The 19,006-nt window shown below is 41.5% G+C and carries 17 protein-coding genes and 1 pseudogene; 15 read left to right on the top strand and 3 right to left on the bottom strand.

All coding sequences use genetic code 11. The features are described 5' to 3' along the window. Positions 1-160: 160 nt before the first annotated feature. Positions 161-766 (bottom strand): hypothetical protein, encoded by a 606-nt coding sequence (locus IPJ86_12995; GenBank protein MBK7888161.1) that lies wholly within the window; start codon positions 764-766, stop codon positions 161-163. Positions 767-1,073: 307 nt separating this feature from the next. On the opposite strand from IPJ86_12995, the gene IPJ86_12990 reads away from it, so the two are divergent. The 6 genes from IPJ86_12990 to IPJ86_12965 all read left to right on the top strand — a co-directional run bounded on the left by IPJ86_12990 (position 1,074) and on the right by IPJ86_12965 (position 6,191). Then, complete coding sequence (locus IPJ86_12990; GenBank protein ID MBK7888160.1) at positions 1,074-1,850, top strand: ABC transporter permease; 777 nt, start codon at positions 1,074-1,076, stop codon at positions 1,848-1,850. Position 1,851: 1 nt separating this feature from the next. Beyond that, positions 1,852-2,628: an ATP-binding cassette domain-containing protein gene (locus IPJ86_12985; protein MBK7888159.1), complete on the top strand. Its 777-nt coding sequence runs from the start codon at positions 1,852-1,854 to the stop codon at positions 2,626-2,628. A gap of 2 nt (positions 2,629-2,630) precedes the next feature. Continuing rightward, positions 2,631-3,599, top strand: coding sequence for an MCE family protein (locus IPJ86_12980; GenBank protein MBK7888158.1), 969 nt, complete (start codon positions 2,631-2,633; stop codon positions 3,597-3,599). 78 nt (positions 3,600-3,677) lie between these two features. Beyond that, positions 3,678-3,971: a helix-turn-helix transcriptional regulator gene (locus IPJ86_12975; GenBank protein ID MBK7888157.1), complete on the top strand. Its 294-nt coding sequence runs from the start codon at positions 3,678-3,680 to the stop codon at positions 3,969-3,971. Between the two features lie 160 nt (positions 3,972-4,131). Beyond that, positions 4,132-4,452 (top strand): thioredoxin, encoded by a 321-nt coding sequence (gene trxA, locus IPJ86_12970; GenBank protein ID MBK7888156.1) that lies wholly within the window; start codon positions 4,132-4,134, stop codon positions 4,450-4,452. Positions 4,453-4,577: 125 nt separating this feature from the next. Beyond that, positions 4,578-6,191 (top strand): T9SS type A sorting domain-containing protein, encoded by a 1,614-nt coding sequence (locus IPJ86_12965; GenBank protein MBK7888155.1) that lies wholly within the window; start codon positions 4,578-4,580, stop codon positions 6,189-6,191. Between the two features lie 119 nt (positions 6,192-6,310). Here the strand turns inward: IPJ86_12965 and IPJ86_12960 are convergent, their stop codons facing one another. Then, entirely contained in the window at positions 6,311-6,910 is a 600-nt protein-coding gene (locus IPJ86_12960; GenBank protein MBK7888154.1) for an insulinase family protein, read from the bottom strand. A gap of 24 nt (positions 6,911-6,934) precedes the next feature. Then, positions 6,935-9,223, bottom strand: a complete 2,289-nt coding sequence (locus IPJ86_12955) for an insulinase family protein (GenBank protein MBK7888153.1) — start codon at positions 9,221-9,223, stop codon at positions 6,935-6,937. Between the two features lie 138 nt (positions 9,224-9,361). On the opposite strand from IPJ86_12955, the gene IPJ86_12950 reads away from it, so the two are divergent. The 9 genes and pseudogenes from IPJ86_12950 to IPJ86_12910 all read left to right on the top strand — a co-directional run bounded on the left by IPJ86_12950 (position 9,362) and on the right by IPJ86_12910 (position 18,783). Further along, entirely contained in the window at positions 9,362-11,833 is a 2,472-nt protein-coding gene (locus IPJ86_12950; GenBank protein ID MBK7888152.1) for a gliding motility-associated C-terminal domain-containing protein, read from the top strand. 179 nt (positions 11,834-12,012) lie between these two features. Continuing rightward, entirely contained in the window at positions 12,013-12,693 is a 681-nt protein-coding gene (locus IPJ86_12945; protein ID MBK7888151.1) for a metal-dependent hydrolase, read from the top strand. 36 nt (positions 12,694-12,729) lie between these two features. Next, positions 12,730-13,566, top strand: a complete 837-nt coding sequence (locus IPJ86_12940) for a ParA family protein (GenBank protein ID MBK7888150.1) — start codon at positions 12,730-12,732, stop codon at positions 13,564-13,566. Between the two features lie 26 nt (positions 13,567-13,592). Continuing rightward, positions 13,593-14,510 (top strand): ParB/RepB/Spo0J family partition protein, encoded by a 918-nt coding sequence (locus IPJ86_12935; GenBank protein ID MBK7888149.1) that lies wholly within the window; start codon positions 13,593-13,595, stop codon positions 14,508-14,510. Further along, positions 14,503-15,135: a hypothetical protein gene (locus IPJ86_12930; protein MBK7888148.1), complete on the top strand. Its 633-nt coding sequence runs from the start codon at positions 14,503-14,505 to the stop codon at positions 15,133-15,135. Before IPJ86_12935 ends, IPJ86_12930 begins: the two co-directional genes overlap by 8 nt. 8 nt (positions 15,136-15,143) lie before the next feature. Beyond that, positions 15,144-15,887, top strand: coding sequence for a 4-hydroxy-tetrahydrodipicolinate reductase (gene dapB / locus IPJ86_12925; GenBank protein ID MBK7888147.1), 744 nt, complete (start codon positions 15,144-15,146; stop codon positions 15,885-15,887). Positions 15,888-15,934: 47 nt separating this feature from the next. Continuing rightward, positions 15,935-17,030 (top strand): annotated as a pseudogene (lepB, locus tag IPJ86_12920) (signal peptidase I). Beyond that, the gene (locus IPJ86_12915) at positions 17,023-17,625 is read left to right on the top strand and encodes a WbqC family protein (GenBank protein ID MBK7888146.1); all 603 of its coding nucleotides are present in this window, start codon (positions 17,023-17,025) and stop codon (positions 17,623-17,625) included. The pseudogene lepB and the gene IPJ86_12915 overlap by 8 nt, the downstream one beginning before the upstream one ends. A gap of 99 nt (positions 17,626-17,724) precedes the next feature. Further along, on the top strand, positions 17,725-18,783 hold the full coding sequence (locus IPJ86_12910; protein MBK7888145.1) for a class I fructose-bisphosphate aldolase: 1,059 nt from the start codon (positions 17,725-17,727) through the stop codon (positions 18,781-18,783). Positions 18,784-19,006 lie beyond the last annotated feature (223 nt).

The raw sequence follows: 19,006 nt of genomic DNA, 5'->3' as shown, positions 1-19,006 counted from the left end.
TTGAATTTACGGATTCAATTTGAAAAAACCGGATGTTCAATAATATTTTGATAGGCCGCAGATTGCTTATGATTATTATGATTTATTATGATATTTCCCTGCGACCCCCGCGCTTTCATAGCGTCCCAGCGGTGGGAAAATAACTATAGGTGAAGTATAATCATTTGAACTTATCGAAAATTTTTCGAATTTCAATTTCAAACTGATCCAGTTTTTCTCCCGCAATTCCTGCTCCTGCTTCAACGGCTTTTCCTAAATGTTCAGCTTCCTTGCCGATTTCGGAGGAGATGTTTTTCCAGCCGTCTTTGAGTTCCATTTTGCCGAGTGAAAATTGGATTTTGAGCATGTCGAGGCGTATTCTCCAATCCATGAATTTTTGCTTCAATGCCTGCTCCATTTTGGGAAATTCAGGATGTTGCTCTAATTTCATTTTTAAAAGACTCCATTCAGCGGAAATTTTCTTTTTCTGCTCCTCAAAAGCTTCCATTCCTTCGGCCTTGCCCAGCGACAATTGCACGCGAAGCTCATCTATTTTCAATCGGATGGCATCCGCTTCTTCACGACTTCCTGCTTTCCATTCCTGTAGTGTTTTATCAATAGCGGTAAGCGTTTCATTGAAATCTGCTTTCAGTTCTTCAAAACGCTGTATCGCCTCTGCTTCAACAGGCGCCCATTTCGATTTAACATCTGTAAATTCTTCCTTGATTTTATTCACAAGGTTTTCAGCGATGGATTTAAATTCTGTAAAAACTTCCTGTGTTTTCATGATCTTTCTTTTTTTCAAAGATAGACAGAATTTAACCCATAAAATTGAGTTGCATCAACGGAGCGCTTGATTTTTCTCAATGTTAAGAAATTATGTTTGTCTGTAATTCCACTCATTCATCCGGTGAGCTGTTGTTCGGATGCATTAATATGTCCTCAGCCAGCGGATTAAATTTGTTAGTATTTTCCGGTTCTTTAAGGCAAAAAATATTGTTTTTACACGAAATTAGTACGCAGGCTTCTTCCAATTAAAGAAGAATATCATATCCATTCTCTTACCTTTGCACCTATTCGTTTCAAAAATCAGTATGCCCCGACAACAAAACAAAGCATTTCGTGACTTCCTCGTAGAGGTTGGGGGTATATCAGATTTTACTGCCAAATTTTTCAGAGAAGGCTTTAAGCCCCGCTACGAATGGAGTGAACTCGTCCGTCAATGCTATATAATTGGTTATAAAACGCTGCCGCTGGTAGGGATCACCGCCTTTATCATGGGATTGGTGTTAACCGTTCAATCCCGACCCACCCTGGAGGAGTTTGGTGCCGAATCCTTCCTCCCGTCGATGGTGGCTTTGTCGGTAATCAGAGAAATTGGTCCGGTGATTACTGCGCTGATTTGTGCAGGAAAAATCGGGTCCAGTATTGGTGCTGAGCTAGGTTCAATGCGCGTTACAGAGCAAATTGATGCCATGGAGGTCAGTGGAACGAATCCGTTCAAATACCTGGTGGTGACCAGAGTGGTAGCCTGTACCCTGATGTTGCCTATTCTGGTGGTTGTGGCTGATTTTATTTCCTTGTATGCTTCGTATATTGGTGTTAATTTTAAAGATGTGGTCAGTATTGATCTGTATTACAATAAAGTCTTTGACTCATTGGTTTATGGAGATGTATTGCCGGCCATCATAAAAACGTATTTCTTTGGATTTGCCATTGGTATCATTGGCTGTTACAAAGGATATTTCTCAAATAAAGGCACAGAGGGTGTTGGAATAGCGGCCAATTCGGCGGTGGTAGTATCCTCTCTAGTAGTGTTTATTCTTGACCTCATCGCTGTTCAGATAGCGGATATCATGGGTCTCACGTAGGATGGCTTTCGCAGAAGAACATATCGCTCCAAAACCTGTTCATCCTTCGAAGGAGGTGATGGTACATACCGGCAATCTGTATAAATCATTTGGTGATAATCATGTCCTGAGGGGATTCAACCTGGATTTGTACAAAGGAGAAAATCTGGTGGTACTCGGGAAATCCGGATCAGGTAAATCCGTACTGATCAAGTGTATGGTGGGATTGCTTATTCCTGACAGCGGTTTGGTAGAAGTCTTCGGGAAGGACATTCCTAAATTAGACCAGGATGAACTGGATCATATCCGTGTGAAGATTGGTTTTCTCTTTCAAAGTTCGGCATTGTATGATTCCATGACGGTGCGGGAGAACCTGGAGTTTCCTTTGCGCAGACACTGGATCACTAAAACCCGTGATGAGGTAAACGAGCTGGTGATGGAAGCCCTGGATAATGTGGGTCTTACCAATGCTGTTGATTTGATGCCTTCCGAATTATCGGGAGGAATGCGGAAGAGAATCGGACTGGCAAGGACATTGATCCTCAAGCCGGATATTATCCTGTACGATGAACCAACTACTGGATTAGATCCGATCACAGGACGGGAAATCAGTAAATTAATTGTTGACATTCAGCATAAATACAATACATCCTCTATAATCATCACCCATGATATGGGATGTGCCCGCATAGTGGCCAACCGAATCATGGTATTGGTGAATGGAGTTTGCTATGCAGAAGGTACCTTTGCAGAATTGGAAAAATCAAATGATCCGAATATTAAGCCTTTCTTTGAATAAATATGGAAAAAGCCTCCAGTAAAATAAAACTCGGGATTTTTGTTCTTACAGGAACAATACTGCTCATCATCTCTTTGTATCTCATAGGTACTAAACAAAACCTCTTTAACAAAACTTTTTCAGTGTATGTGAAATTCCATAATGTGGGTGGATTGATTGCCGGAAATAACGTCCGTTTTGCAGGTATCGCTATAGGAACAGTTAAGGAGGTTGAGATCGTCAATGATACGATAGTTCTTGTGGAGATGGTCATCCGGCAGGATGCTATGCGCTTTATCCGCAAAGCGTCGATGGCTGAAATTGGTTCAGATGGTCTGATGGGTAACCGCCTGATCAATCTCTCAACGCCGAATCCGAACTCTCCATTTATAGCCCCGGGAGATACCATTGTCTCATTAACCGCGGTTGAAACCGATGAGATGATGAGGACATTGAACAAGACCAATGAAAATGTATTGGTGATCTCCTCTGATTTGAGAAAAATCACCCGTAAGATTCATGACAGTAATCCCATGTGGGACTTACTCGCCGATTCAATGGCCGCTGACAATATACGTCGCACCTTGCGCAATATTGAGTCTGCCAGTTCGAGAGCCGGGGAAATGACACTGGATGCAGAGAACCTGTTAAAAGAAATCAGAGAAGGAAATGGAATGGCCGGTAAAATATTATCCGATGATTCCACCGCTTTAGTTTTTGAACAGACTATGGCTAATCTCAAAGCAGCTACCGATACTGCAAAACTCGCCTTGCACCATATGCATGAGTTCATGGAAGATCTAAATCTGACTCCCGGACCACTTGGAGTGCTTGCCAGAGATACTGTAATGGGAGCAGATATGAAGAATATTTTCAAAAATCTGAATGAAAGTACTGTTTTACTCAACGAAAACTTAAATGCTTTAAGAAGTAATTTCCTGTTCAGAAAGTATTTTAGAAAAAAAGCAAAAGAAGAGGAAAGGAATAATTAGTCATATAGATGATTTTCATCATTGTCTTATGTTACTTTTATCACATACTTTTTTAATCGAAGTGCTTTACTTTGCCTTATGGCAATTAATCGTTCAAAAATCAATAAGGCTGCAAGTGCACTTAAAGTGATTTCGCATCCTACCCGTTTAGAGATTCTGATGCACCTCGAAGCAAAGAAAACGCTAACTGTATCTCAATTATGCACCAGGCTGGATGTTGAGCAATCACTCGTGTCGCATCACCTGGCCGCAATGAGAAGAAGAGGAGTGCTTAAATCTACCCGCGACGGAATTAATATCTCCTATGAAATACTTGATCCTATTGTATTGGATATTATTAATCAGGTCTTTCACAGTAAATTAATGAAGTAATTCAATCGTATTATTTCAAGGTCGTTTCATTACCTTTTTTACGCAAAATGAATAACATTCTATACAATAGGTATTGAGAATATTCAACCTGTTTGTGAGATGAATTGCTGATGTTTTAAATGAAAGAATTGTCCTCTGAAATTCAACGGAACTGCAAAAGATGGAAAACACTAAAGTGAAATTGGACTTCAATACTATTATTCATTCGGGAAAACCGGTCCTCGTTGATTTTTTTGCAGAATGGTGTGGACCCTGTAAAATGATGGCCCCTGAACTTGAAGCGCTGAAGAAAAAGTTGGGCGAGAAGGTGCATATATTAAAGATCGATGTGGACAAAAATCCGGGTGCTGCTGCAAAGTTTAACGTACAAGGTGTACCCACATTAATAATTTTTCATAATGGTAAGGCCGTGTGGAGACAATCCGGAGTTATTCCGTCAAATCAACTGGAGAAAATACTAGGTAGTTACCTCTTAAATTAGTTACTTTTTCTTTGAGACTTTTTGAGATATGTTCTGGTAAAATGGATTTAATTTTTAAATCATTAACTTAGATGTATCTGTTGAAATTTAAGTTACTAAAAAGAAAAAATTGAATCCTTCTTAATATGAAAGTATCCTTCAAAAGTAGTATATTGATTGCATTTCTAATTGCAGCAGTGACAAACGGTGCATTTGCGCAAACACAAGGCACTCCTGTTCAACTTCGCCTCGAACCGGTTACCATATCCGGAATGCCTCCTCTTCACTCCTATTCATGGGCAAAGTGGGAAGGGAAATGGTTGATCTTTGGTGGTCGGACCAATGGACTTCATGGCTTTCAACCGCCTTTTGCATTTCCAACAGCCAATCAGAATGGAATGATTTACGTAATCGATCCTGATAGTAATTTGCTATGGAGTACTTCTGCATCTGTTTTGCCTGTGGCTATTCGTGAACAGATTATCAGCAGTAATCAGCAATTTACTCAGGATAATAATTATTTGTATATTACAGGTGGGTATGGATTTGCTTCCGTCCCGAATTCCTTGATAACATTCCCCTACCTCACAAGGATAGATGTAAATGGTTTGATTCAGTCTATTGTTCAGCAGCAAAGCATACTCCCCTATTTTTCGCAGGTCTATGATGAAAGGATGGCTGTGACCGGTGGGCATATGGTCATTGTGGACTCCTTACTAAATCTGGTGATGGGTCATCGGTTTGATGGACGCTATAACCCGAATAACGGTCCATCATTTACTCAAACATATACCGATGCGATTCGAACATTTACTGTTGAAGATTCCGTCAATCAAGTGGTCATCAGAAATTACAGTGAAACAATAGACACCCTACTTTATCATAAAAGAGATTATAATCTTGTCCCTCAGGTACTGGCCGGCGGAGCAGAAGTTCATACCGCTTTCACGGGAGTCTTTCAGTATGGAATTGATTTACCCTGGACAATTAGTGTAGATATTCAAGGAGGAACAGGTTCACTCATTACTAATTTCGAGCAGAAACTTAATCAGTATCACACGGCTTACGCACCATTGTATGATTCAATATCAGGAAGGAATACGACCATTTTCTTTGGAGGAATGGGATTTTATTATCCGGATTCACTGAATCAAATTCAACAAGACTCCCTCGTTCCTTTTGTAAAGACGATCAGTTATGTTCAACGTGATGCCACCGGATTAACCGAAGGCTATTTCCCGATTCAAATGCCGGGCTATGAAGGTTCAAGTGCAGAGTTCATTCCCGCAGAAGTTGCGCTGAGCGGAAATGGTGTTATAAAATTACATGCATTGGATACCGGTGATGTGGTAATTGGATATATTGTTGGAGGAATTACTTCCGATCAACCCAACATTTTTATGCAGGCAACAGGAACAAGCTGGGCATCCTCCACTGTCTATAAAGTGATCATCAATACACCAACGGCAAGCGGACTTTCAAATTCAGACGATCAACTTATTCCGACTTTGAAGTTGTATCCAAACCCTGCTCAACAACATCTTTCAGTAGAATTTGAACTGACCTCACCTGAAAAACTTAATCTGGAGATTATGGATCAATTGGGTAAGTCAGTGATTAGAATGGACCGCAAATGGTATAAGACCGGAGTGAATTCAGAGCGCATTAATTTGGATGTCCTTCGTTCAGGTCAGTATTCGGTGGCATTGATCAAGGATGGAAAAATTATTCGTGTAGCTTCCTTTATTAAAGGAATGTAGCATTCACGAAATCAAATACAGTTCTGATCGTTGGATGCAGATATTTTTCGTTGCAGGAATTAGATAGTTGTTGATTGATTCGGGTAGTTGTAACTCCGGTTATCCTTCAACTTTAGTGATTAATATCCAAATATTTGCTCCAACTCCAATTCAGTAACAGGTCCATATTTTTCAAGCATCTTGAAATCTATTTTTTCTTTATTTCCAATTACAGCCAGCCTGTACTTTTTCCCTTTTAAATATTGCTGCTGAAAAGCTACAATATCCTGCATTTGCATGCCCTGAACTTTTTCAAATATTTCTTTGCGCAAATCCACCTGATTCCCTAGTTTTTTTTGCGCATGATAGAAGTTAAGTATTCCCTTACGTGTTATCCGATCAGTGCTTATACTCTGTAATACCCCTTCTTTTGCAGTGGCGAAATTGTTTTCGGAAACCGGCATTTCATTCAGCAACTCAAACATTCCGGCCATCGCTTCAGGGAGTTTATCCACCTGAGTACCGATGTAGGCTGTACTGTAGTATGAACGATCCAGTCGCGATGGGGCACTATATCTGGAGCTGACAGCATAAGCCAGGGCCTTGCTCTCTCTTAATACCTGGAATACCGGCGACGACATTCCACCACCAAAATAACGACTATACATTAAAACCGATGCTTGCTGATCTTTATTATAAGACCCCCCTTTAGCAATAAAGTTCACCTCCGCTTGTTTCATATCATAATTGACAAAAAACACTTTTCAATCCTGAGTATCTTCTTCTACAAATTTCTTAGGTGCGGGAATAGCTTGCAGTCCTCTCGGAATCTTATGAAATTTAGAAAGAGCTGTCACTATTCCTGCACTATCCAAAGGACCGTAGTAATTTATTTTATGCACAAAGCCATTCAAATTTCTAAGCATTACGGTAAGATCACTTCCTTTCAAGGCCTTCAACTCTTCTTCACTAAGTTGATAGGTTGCCGCGGACGATGGACCGTACATTGCATAAGAAGTCGCCCTTGCTAAAATTTGCCCTTTATTCAAGCGTGCATTTGCTCTTTTTTTCAGGATATCATCTATCAAATTACTCAACGCTTTTTCATCGGCTTTGGGTCCGGCTAAAATACTCTCCAGCAAAGTCAGCGCTCCAATAAAATTATCAGCAATGCCATCCAGTGAAATACTCATTTCATCCTCTCCGGCACTAGCCGAAAATGAACAGCCCAGCTTATAAAATTCTTCCTGGATTTGAGCCGAGGTAAATTGATCGGTAGCCAGGAAGTTCAAATATTGTGTGATCACCGGCCAGCGACGATCATGAGCGGCGCCCATATCAAAGCTATAGGTTATGCTAAACAACTTATTCTCCGTATTTTTAATCATGAATACCGGGATTGCTCCTTTTAGTTTGCCAAGGGTGATATCCTTTTCAAAATCGATAAATAACGGCTGAATTTCATTGACCTTAGCATCGAGAATTCTCTTAACGAACTCAGATTTCATTTCACTGTTTGTTGCGACCGGGGTAATCGTTGGTTTCACTACCTTCACTACATTCTCATCCACCCCTGTTCGTTTAAACACGACAACATGATTATCGCCGTACCATTTCCGCACAAAATCAATGACTTGTTGTTTATTAATTTTTGATAAACGGTCGATGCGTTTTACAGCTCTTTCATAAGACACTCCCGTCAATTCAGCATTTAACATGGCCGATGCTCTGCTCCTGTTATTTTCAAAACTTTGCTCTTGTTCCATCCGAAGATTAGTAACGATAGCAGGGATCATCCAGTCCGGGAAATTACCCAGTTTTAATTCCATGATTTGCTCCATCAACAAGTCGCGTACCTGCTCCGGAGTCTGGCCTTCACGAGGTCTTCCTGAGAGCATATGCACGGAGTAATCTTTCATGATGATAGTACTGGAAGAGGCACTCAACACTTTCTGTTTATTGTTCAAATTAATATCCAGTAATCCGGCTTGTCCGTTGGATAAAATATAGTCAACAATCGTTAATACATCTGCATCTTCGGTTGCCGCCCCGCTAAAGCGAAAGCCCATCGTCACACTCTCTGCATCCGGACCATATACTTCTCTGACCACAGGAATTTTTATAAATTTTTCCTGCGCCACTTTAAAGGGAGGGACTTCCTTCACGGGCATCTTTCCGAACTTCTCATCGATCAAACGAATGGCCTCATCCGGATTAAAATCTCCGCTAAAAGCGATGATCATATTATTGGGCACATAATATTTTTGAAAATATTCCTGAATCGCTTTTAATGAAGGATTCTTCAGATGATCTACTGTTCCGATGGTAGTTTGTGTACCATACTGATGATTTTCAAATAATCCGCCGAAAAGGTTTTCAAATACTTTAGATCCGTCACTATCGAGTGACCTGTTCTTTTCTTCATAAACCGCCTCGAGTTCCGTATGAAACAACCGCATGACAGGTTTTCTGAATCGCTCTGCTTCTACGGTGAGGAAGTTCTCCAGTTGGTTGGAAGGAACCGTATTGATATAAACAGTTTGCTCGTTGGAAGTATAGGCATTTACACCGGTCACTCCCATTCCAGCCATCATCTTGTCAAATTCATTGGGAATCGCGTAGGTAGATGCTACCCCTGAAATAGAATCAATTTGTCTGTACAATTTCACCCTTGTCAAGCTATCTTTAGTAGCACCGTAACGTTCGTACAAGTTGAAAATGCTGTCAATTAAAGGCGCCTCTTTAGTAAAATCACGGGTACCATACACATCTGTCCCTTTAAAAAGCATATGTTCTAAATAATGAGCAAGACCGGTATGATCGGCAGGATCATTTTTGGAACCTGCCTTAATGCCAATCATGGATTGAAATTTTGGTTCATCTTTATAAACGGATAAATACACCTTTAAACCATTGTTGAGCGTGTAAATCCTTGCTTTCAGCGGATCACCCGGAACTGTGTCATACGTATAGGTGTTTGTAGCCTGTCCGTTTAAAAGAAGGGGTAAAAAAATCAGAATCAGGCCATTCATTAGCCTTTTGATGATATTCATAATAGTCGGTTTTGAACTTCAAAAATAGAGTTATTCAATTTGATTTAACGACCGAAAACACCTTTTTACCCATTAAATCCTAAAATAGACCTAGAATTACTTTTCTTTAAAAGTAGATTTTAGCATTTTTGTAAATCAATGAAGAAGCTACTGATTACTATTCTTGCCCTGACCTGTCAGTTTTTTCCGTATTTTATTCAAGGGCAAACTCTTGCAGGACAAAATTGGTACTTTGGCAATATGGCAGGGCTAAATTTTGCTACTAACCCACCTACTCCATTAACCAATAGTGCGATGAATGCCTTTGAAGGTTGCGCCACTATTTCTGATGCCGGAGGTAATCTTCAATTTTATACTAACGGTAATATCGTTTGGGACCGAAATCACCTGCCCATGCCTTCCGGAAATGGATTGAATGGAGATGGAGCAGCGACCCAGACTGCCATCATCGTTCCCCGGCCTCAAAACCCTTCTCAGTATTATATATTTACAGTAGATACCAATGGTGGGGCCAGAGGTTTATGCTACAGTGAGGTGGACATGAGTTTAAATGGTGGCAACGGTGACGTTACTACGAAAAATGTGCAATTGGTGACGCCTGTCGCTGAAAAACTCACTGCTGTCCGTCATGCAAATGGTGTCGATGTTTGGGTCATCGTTCATGGTTGGAATAACAATGAATTCAATGCCTATGCGGTGACTCCGGCAGGTATTAATAATGTCCCCGTGGTCTCTTCCACAGGTCTCGTTCATGGCGGTTTATTTTCAAATGCTCATGGGTACATGAAGGCTTCTCCTGATGCTCAAAAGATCGCTGTTGCCATTCGTGGTCTGCGTCAGGCGGAACTTTTTGACTTGAATAACATTACGGGACAAATCAGCAATCCGGTGACCATCAATTTTACTCCACAAATTTATGGTCTTGAATTTTCGCCGGATAACAGATACTTATATGTAGGAACTACCACCAATCCTGCGGAAATATTTCAATATGATATCACCGCCGGAAATCCGGCTGCCATCGTTGCTTCCGGCCAGTCCATCGGAACAATCCCGGTTTTTATGGGGGCATTGCAATTGGGCATTGACGGAAAAATTTATGTTTGCCAGTTCCAGTCCACTTCGTTAGCCGTTATTTCGCAACCTAATCTTTCCGGTGCCGCTGCCGGATTTTCTGCCAATGCTATCTTCCTTGGGGGAAAGACATCGCAATATGGCTTGCCGAACTTCATTCAAAGTTTTTTCATTGTTGCCGACTTCACTTACACGGATACCTGTAGTGGACAGCCTACCAACTTCACCACCATTTTCGCCGGACCTGATTCCGTAAAATGGAACTTTGATGATCCGGGTTCAGGAGCTTTGAATAGCAGCAATCAATTGAATCCGCAACATATATTTTCAAGTGCGGGACAGTATACAGTCGAGTTAATTGTTTGGCAGGGATTACTCTCCGATACTGTAGAGAAAACCATTCAGATTCTGGCTACTCCTGACCCTGATCTTGGAAATGATATCAGTGAATGCTTAGGGAATGTGGTGCCTTTGAATCCGGGTAATTTTCCGGGAGCTGATTTCTTATGGCAAGATGGAACTACAGGATCACAAATCACTATAGATACCACAGGTAATTATTGGGTAGAAGTGGAATTTGGAGGATGTACAGGACGGGATACAATTGATGCTATTTTTAATGCAGTTCCTGTAGTGGATTTAGGTCCTGCACAAACTGCCTGCGAAGGAGATACAGTCTTCCTCGATGCCGGAAATACAGGTGCAACTTATCTCTGGCAAAACGGAACGAGTTCGCAGGTATTAGCGGCCACCGTAAATGGAAATTACACGGTAACCGTAAGTCTGGGCAATTGTTCGGCTAATGACCAGGTATTAATCACCTTTGACCCTGTTCCTTTCGTTGCTTTCGGGCCGGATACCACTTTATGTAAAGGATTTCCCATTTTCCTTGATGCCACAAATGCAGGAGCAACCTATATCTGGCAGGATGGTACCATTGATCCCTTCATCTTTGCTGAAGATCCGGGTACTTATTCGGTGATCATCTCCATTGGAAATTGTACCGCATCCGACACCATTATCCTGGATCAGCAAGATAAACCATCCGTTATTTTAGGTGAGGATTCCGTTTTATGTGCCGGACAACCTCTTGTGTTGAGTGCCTTCAATTACGGCGCTACTTATAGCTGGCAAGATGGATCTACGGATTCGCTGTTCAAACCTGAAATTACAGGACTCTATTATGCAACTGCCATCAACCAATGCGGAATTTCTGCAGATTCTATTTTCCTGACTTTTAACATCTGCAACTGTCTCGTTTATATTCCGAATGCCTTTACGCCTAACAGAGACAATAAAAACGAAATTTTTAACTATCAAGCCAACTGCACAGATTTTACAGGGAAACTGGAAATTTATAATCGTTTCGGACAATTACTTTTCGAAAGTGAAGACCCTTTAATAGGCTGGGACGGCACTTTCGAAGGAAAAGATGCTACCGAGGCAGCCTATGTGTATGTTCTCACCTATTCAGGTTATGACAACGGCAGATTCAGGGAAGAAAAAATCAGAGACACCTTCCTGCTCTTCCGCTGATTTTCAAGTGGAATACCAATTTTTAACAAAGGAATTCACACTGTTGATAATTTAACTGTTCTATATTCATACCATTGAACAAGGACACGTACTTTTAGTGGTGAGCGTGGGGCAGGCTTCTTATCTTTGGAGATTGCTGTCGCGCAGTATCTCATCCTGTTAGAAATTAGTATAATTATATGAAAATCACTTATTACGGACATTCCTGCTTCACTTTGGAAGTAAAAGGTAAAGTCGTTCTTTTTGATCCTTTTATCTCCCCCAATGAACTGGCTTCAAAAATAGATATAAACAAAATTCACGCTGACTATATCCTCATCTCTCACGGACATCAGGATCATATCGCGGATGCCGTTTCAATCGCTCAAAGAACCGGGGCCAAGGTCATCAGCAACTGGGAAATCATTTCCTGGTTAGGGAATCAAGGCCTGGAAAATACGCATCCGATGAATATTGGAGGGCATTGGTTCTTTGATTTCGGTAAAGTGAAATGTGTGAATGCTGTGCATAGTTCTTCTTTACCGGATGGAAGTTACGGCGGAAACCCAATGGGCTTCTTGCTGGAAACGGATGAAGGAAATGTCTACTATGCCGGTGATACTGCATTGACTTTAGACATGAAATTAATCGGTGATTATAAACGCATCGACCTTGCCTTTCTCCCTATCGGAAACAATTTTACCATGGGTATTGACAATGCTGTACTAGCTTCTGATTTTATACGTTGTGAGAAAATCATAGGCATGCATTACGACACCTTTGATTACATTAAAATTGATCATGACGAGGCTTTTGGAAAGTTCGCCGCTGCAGGAAAGGAGTTAGTATTACTTCAAATAGCTCAAAGTATAACATTGTAATTCAGTAACTAATAGTTTTAATATAAAGTCTTGATCATGGCAAAAATAATAGCAATAGCGAATCAGAAAGGGGGTGTAGGCAAGACTACAACTGCAATAAACCTGGCGGCAAGTCTGGCCGTTCTTGAATATAAAACACTTCTTGTTGATGCAGATCCGCAGGCTAACGCCACTTCGGGAGTTGGCTTTGACCCAAGAACTGTCAAAACTTCTATTTATGAATGCATCATCAATGAAGTCTCGCCGAAGGATATTATTCTGGAAACGAAAACGCCTCATCTATACCTTTTGCCCTCCCATATTGATCTGGTAGGTGCAGAAATTGAGATGATCCAAATGCCGAATCGGGAAAAGATGATGAAGCAGGTGTTGGAAAGTATTCAGGGGGAATTTGATTTTATAATCATCGACTGTTCACCTTCTCTGGGACTTATTACCATCAATGCATTGACGGGTGCTGATTCAGTCATCATTCCGGTACAATGTGAATATTTTGCCTTAGAGGGTTTGGGAAAGCTCCTGAATACCATAAAAATCGTTCAAAGCCGCCTCAACCCGGAATTGGCCATAGAAGGAATTCTGCTTACCATGTACGATATGCGTTTACGATTAAGTAATCAGGTGGTGGAAGAAGTGAAAACACATTTTCAGGACATGGTTTTTGATACCATTATTCAAAGAAATACCAAGTTGGGCGAAGCGCCTAGTTTTGGAGAAAGTATCATCATGCACGATGCCGCAAGTAAAGGAGCCATCAATTATCTGAATCTTGCCCGTGAAATCCTGCAAAACAACAATATGACAGGAATGTCGGCAGAGGAAAAAGTGATGACCGATAAAGTGATGGAAAAGCTGAAAATTTCCGAGAATTAATTCCACAAAAAGAAAGAAGTTAAACTATGTCAACTAAAAAATCAGCGCTCGGAAAAGGTCTTAGTGCCTTGCTGGAAGGAAATATTACTCCCGAGCATGTAGAAAATGCCGGAGCACCTGTAGATACACTCGGAGGTCCTGCGAAAGTAATGGCCGGCAATGTTGCCCTCATTAATTTAAGTCAGATTGAAGCGAATCCTTTTCAGCCACGTACTGAATTTGATGAATCAGCTTTAAAGGAATTAGCCGAATCCATCCAAACGCAAGGAATCATTCAGCCGATTACCGTGCGAAAAATGGGGCCTGACAAGTACCAGATTATATCCGGCGAACGTCGCTACAAAGCTTCCAGATTGGCGGGATTAACTTCCATTCCGGCCTATGTTAGAACTGCGAATGATCAATCCATGCTGGAGATGGCGCTCGTAGAAAATATACAGCGGGAGAACTTAAATGCATTGGAAATAGCGATCAGTTATCAGCGACTTATTGAAGAATGTCAGTTGACTCAGGAAGGTTTAGGAGAACGAGTTGGAAAAGATCGCAGCACGGTAACCAACTACCTGCGCTTACTCAAACTTCCTCCTCAAATTCAGTTCGCGATTCGTGACGGGAGAATAACCATGGGTCATGCCCGGGCTATTTTAGGAGTGGATGATATCGGTATGCAATTGAAGATTTTTAATGACATCCTGGAGAATGATCTTTCCGTTCGAAAAGTAGAAAATCTGGTACGTCAGAATTCTCCTAAAAAATCGGGTAAAAAGGAAAACAGCAAAGCTTCATGGGCGGTGGAAGTCAGGAATCTGGAGGATCGTCTGGAACATCGCTATGAAACGAAAGTAGAGATTAAACATAAAGACAATGGGAGTGGTCAAATTCTCATCAACTACTTCAGTAATGATGACCTCAACCGTCTGATGGATTTGTTGGATTTTGATTGATTCAATTCCTATACCCATGTGGCAGTTGTTGCAACGATTTCCCCTTCGTCAGTATTGCGGAGGGGTTTTGTTTATTGTAATTTCCCTCCTGTTGCCATTAACAGGAACTGCTCAGGATACCATTCCGCTGCGGAACGATAGCATCGTTTTAATCGGAGATTCAGTTTCGTTGGTACCTCAGCATTCCGTGCGAAAAGCTACCCTCCTCTCTACATTTTTACCCGGTGCCGGACAAGTCTATAATAAGAAAATATGGAAGGTGCCCATTGTCTATGCTGCCTTTGCAGGAATGGCTTATCTCATCAAATTTAACCATGATAACTTCCGGAAATTTGATAATGCCTTATTGCTACGGTATGATGAGGATCCGAATACGGTAGATGAATACGCCGATATTTACACAGAGGAAAATCTACGTTCGCTCAGTGATTTTTACAGAAGAAACAGGGACTTGTCTGTGATCGGTATTACCCTCGTCTATGTACTAAATATTGTGGATGCTCATGTAGATGCGCATCTTTTTAGTTTCAATGTAGATGACGATTTAAGTTTGCAGTGGAGTCCATTGCTTCAACCCGCACCCGGACAAGCCTCGGCAGGTTTATCACTCACTTTACGCTTCTGATCCTTATGATGAAAATTGCACTTATCGGTACAGGAAAAATGGGAATGGCCGTGGAAGAACAAGCGATCAGGGCCGGTCATGAAATCCTGATTCGTATTAATCATCTGAACAGGTCCAACTATACTGCTGCGGACTTGAAAAGGGCCGACATCGCGATAGAATTCACGCAGCCGGATGCAGCAGTTGACAATCGCCGCTGGTGCCTGGAGGCAGGCATTTCGGTGATTTGTGGAACTACCGGTTGGCAGGAGATGTCGGGTGAGGTTTTTCAAAAATTCATAGCTAAGAAAGGTGCTATTATAACTGCCACCAACTTCAGTATTGGAGTCAATATCCTGTTTCGACTGAACCGGGAACTCGCTGCCTGGATGAACAGCCATACCGATTATCACCCATTCATCGAAGAAGTCCATCATACGCGCAAGCTCGATAAGCCCAGTGGAACAGCGGTAACATTGGCGGATGGTATTTTCCAATCCAATCAACATGTAAAATCCTGGATGCTTACTCAGGGCAACCCGGAGGTGCCCAATGACGTATTAGCTATTCATTCCGTACGTGAGGGAGATGTGATTGGAAAACATGAGGTGGCATGGACATCCCCCATCGATAAAATCAGCATTCACCATGAAGCCTTTAACAGAGAGGGATTTGCTGCCGGTGCACTACTTGCGGCCAGTTGGCTGATCGGTAAAATCGGGGTTTTCAGTATGGAAGATGTACTCTTTGGAAACCGAAAATCGCATATTTAATAGACTAAGCTATTCATTTTCTAACTTCGACCCCGTAAATAAACATTATGAACTGGAAATTCTGGCAAAGCAGTGGAAGAAAAAGCAAGACACGCGAATGGTTTGATGCCATCATTTTCGCCGTCATCGCTGCTACCATCATTCGGACATTCTTCATTGAAGCGTTCACCATCCCTACTCCATCCATGGAAAAAACACTCATGGTAGGTGATTTTTTATTCGTTAGCAAAGTTCACTATGGGGCCCGAACTCCTATGACCCCTTTATCCATCCCCTTCATGCATCAGGAAATTCCTGTGTTTGGTGGCAAGTCGTATTCCGATTCATGGAAACTGCCCTATTACCGTTTACCCGGATTTGCCGATGTAAAGCGGAACGACATCGTGGTCTTTAATTATCCTATGGAAGATGACCGTCCGATCGACAAGCAAACACATTACATCAAAAGATGTGTAGGAATTGCAGGTGATACACTGAAAGTCGTAAACCGAACCGTATTCATCAATGGCAAGAAAGGCGATGCAGCCCCGGAAAAGCCAGTATGTGTATGATATTAAAACTTCAGGAAGCGGTATTAGTGAACGCATTCTTCGAAAAAATGATATTACCGATGGCGGTCCGGCGTATAATCCGGGTGATTACCGCTTTTGTCTGACGGAAAATTCAGTAAGCGAACTTAAAAAATTGCCGAATGTTACCGGTATCCAGGTGATGACCATGCCTGCCGGACAATATGAAGATTATATTTATCCCTCCGATCCAAAACTCCGGTGGAACATGGACAATTATGGTCCGATTTATATTCCAAAAAAGGGAGCAACCATCTCTATTAACGCCGAAAATATCAGCATCTACAAACGTGTCATCACTGTTTATGAAGGCAACGAGATGGAGGAACGCGACGGCAGAATTTTCATCAATAATCAACCGGCAACAACGTATACTTTCAAGCAGGATTATTTCTTTATGATGGGTGATAACCGACACAATTCAGCCGATTCCCGTTTTTGGGGATTTGTACCCGAAGATCATATTGTTGGTAAAGCAGTATTTATCTGGATGTCGTGGGATACCAATGGTTCCTTTCTGTCAAAAATTCGCTGGAGCAGATTGTTTAATGTGATTCATTACAATAATGACTGATCTTGTCCTGAAAGACAAAACAGTCATTATTTCATCCCAGTATCTTCCTCTTCGGGAATTGTTTTCGGCCATCATTACTTCCGGGCGTATTTATATGGATGGAGATGAACTATGGAGAAAACAAACATTGGCGAACCGTACTTTTATCCTGGGTGCCAATGGAGAACAGACCTTATCTATCCCCATCCAACATACCGGAGGTGTGAAAACGCCGGTAAAACAAATGCGGATTAGCTATTCCCAACCCTGGTCCAGAGTGCATAAAGGAGCACTTTTTTCCGCATATAACACCTCTCCTTTTTTTACCTTTTTCAGAGATGAACTTTTTGAGATTTTCGATGCGCAACCGGAGTATCTCCATGCATTCAATTTGGCCCTTTTTAAATGTCTTTTAGGAAAGCTGAAGTACACAGGAGAAATTTTGGAAGAACTCCCGCAAGGAGAATATGCTGATTTACGAGGCAAATTGACCCGGGGGGAAATCAAGGAAAGTTACCCCACAGGTGAAACTTACAATCAGGTTTTCAGCTCTAAATTTCCATTTTCATCCTATCTCAGTGCGCTGGATTGTATAGCCAACACCGGCACTGTATAAAACGGAATAACGGGTCTTTTTGAATACTGTGATTTTGATTAGATTTGTGCCTTCATATTCTGATCTGTTCAGAAATAATAAATTATAAAACAAAGACTTATGTCGATTCAAAAAATTCACGAACTGCTCGGAAAGGATGCCGACCACTTGCTGAACCATACCTGTAAAACAATTTCCAAAGATCATATTCATCTGCCCGGAACTGATTTCGTGGATCGCATATTCTCCGGAACCAACCGTTCTAATCAGGTCTTAAGAAGTCTTCAAAGCATTTACGGTCACGGTCGATTGGCCAACACCGGATATGTGAGTATCCTTCCGGTTGATCAGGGTATTGAGCATAGCGCAGGAGCATCTTTCGCTCCCAATCCCATATTCTTTGATCCGGAAAATATTGTAAAATTAGCCATTGAAGGTGGTTGCAACGCAGTAGCTTCTACCTATGGCGTACTCGCAGCGGTATCCAGAAAGTATGCGCATAAAATTCACTTCATTGTAAAAATTAACCACAATGGATTTCTGACCTATCCAAATAAGTTAGATCAGATCATGTTCGGCTCTGTAGAGGAAGCATGGAATCTGGGCGCTACTGCTGTAGGCGCGACAATTTATTTTGGATCGGAAGAATCGTCCAGGCAAATTGTTGAAGTGGCACAGGCATTTGAAAGAGCACATGAGTTAGGTATGGGCACTATTTTATGGTGCTATACGCGTAATAACGCCTTCAAAGTAGATGGTGTCGACTATCATACTTCTGCGGATTTAACAGGGCAGGCCAACCATTTGGGCGTAACCATTCAGGCAGACATTATCAAACAGAAATTGCCTACAAATAACGGAGGATACAATGCCATTAAATTCGGCAAAACACATAAGAAAGTGTATGAGGAATTGACGAGCCCCCACCCTATTGATCTCTGCCGTTATCAGGTAGCCAATTGTTATATGGGCCGGATGGGATTGATTAATTCAGGAGGAGAAAGTAAAGGGGCAAGTGATATGGCTGAAGCGGTAACTACTGCTGTAGTCAACAAGCGCGCCGGCGGTCAAGGTCTCATCTCCGGCCGTAAAGCCTTCCAGAAACCATTTGCTGAAGGCATTCAAATGCTCAATGCCATTCAGGATGTGTATCTGGAAAAGGAAGTTACTATAGCTTAAAGTTTAAGGTTTAAAGTTCAAGGTTCAAGGTTCAAGGTTCAAGGTTCAAGTCTAAAGTTTAAGTCCAAAGTTTAAGGTTTAAATTTAAAGGTTGGGTATATGGAAAATAAAATATTGGATCTGCAATTTCGAACGGTGAATTGAAGAAGAAAATAAAATGTCAAAACCGAAAATTAATACCCCTGTATTCGGCCCAAAATCATACACTACCAGAAGTCCTATT

Source organism: Bacteroidota bacterium, assembly GCA_016713925.1.
In the GTDB taxonomy this organism is placed as follows: Bacteria; Bacteroidota; Bacteroidia; order AKYH767-A; family OLB10; genus JAJTFW01.
This window is presented reverse-complemented; position numbering and strand designations above follow the sequence as displayed.

What these genes read in the sequence shown, in the direction of transcription:
- IPJ86_12950 (MBK7888152.1), top strand. Translation starts at nt 9,362, where the DNA reads ATGAAGAAGCTACTGATTACTATTCTTGCCCTGACCTGTCAGTTTTTT.
- dapB (MBK7888147.1), top strand. Translation starts at nt 15,144, where the DNA reads ATGAAAATTGCACTTATCGGTACAGGAAAAATGGGAATGGCCGTGGAA.
- IPJ86_12915 (MBK7888146.1), top strand. Translation starts at nt 17,023, where the DNA reads ATGACTGATCTTGTCCTGAAAGACAAAACAGTCATTATTTCATCCCAG.
- IPJ86_12985 (MBK7888159.1), top strand. Translation starts at nt 1,852, where the DNA reads ATGGCTTTCGCAGAAGAACATATCGCTCCAAAACCTGTTCATCCTTCG.
- IPJ86_12980 (MBK7888158.1), top strand. Translation starts at nt 2,631, where the DNA reads ATGGAAAAAGCCTCCAGTAAAATAAAACTCGGGATTTTTGTTCTTACA.
- IPJ86_12910 (MBK7888145.1), top strand. Translation starts at nt 17,725, where the DNA reads ATGTCGATTCAAAAAATTCACGAACTGCTCGGAAAGGATGCCGACCAC.
- IPJ86_12955 (MBK7888153.1), bottom strand. Translation starts at nt 9,223, where the DNA reads ATGAATATCATCAAAAGGCTAATGAATGGCCTGATTCTGATTTTTTTA.
- IPJ86_12940 (MBK7888150.1), top strand. Translation starts at nt 12,730, where the DNA reads ATGGCAAAAATAATAGCAATAGCGAATCAGAAAGGGGGTGTAGGCAAG.
- IPJ86_12975 (MBK7888157.1), top strand. Translation starts at nt 3,678, where the DNA reads ATGGCAATTAATCGTTCAAAAATCAATAAGGCTGCAAGTGCACTTAAA.
- IPJ86_12960 (MBK7888154.1), bottom strand. Translation starts at nt 6,910, where the DNA reads ATGAAACAAGCGGAGGTGAACTTTATTGCTAAAGGGGGGTCTTATAAT.
- IPJ86_12965 (MBK7888155.1), top strand. Translation starts at nt 4,578, where the DNA reads ATGAAAGTATCCTTCAAAAGTAGTATATTGATTGCATTTCTAATTGCA.
- IPJ86_12995 (MBK7888161.1), bottom strand. Translation starts at nt 766, where the DNA reads ATGAAAACACAGGAAGTTTTTACAGAATTTAAATCCATCGCTGAAAAC.
- IPJ86_12945 (MBK7888151.1), top strand. Translation starts at nt 12,013, where the DNA reads ATGAAAATCACTTATTACGGACATTCCTGCTTCACTTTGGAAGTAAAA.
- IPJ86_12935 (MBK7888149.1), top strand. Translation starts at nt 13,593, where the DNA reads ATGTCAACTAAAAAATCAGCGCTCGGAAAAGGTCTTAGTGCCTTGCTG.
- IPJ86_12990 (MBK7888160.1), top strand. Translation starts at nt 1,074, where the DNA reads ATGCCCCGACAACAAAACAAAGCATTTCGTGACTTCCTCGTAGAGGTT.
- trxA (MBK7888156.1), top strand. Translation starts at nt 4,132, where the DNA reads ATGGAAAACACTAAAGTGAAATTGGACTTCAATACTATTATTCATTCG.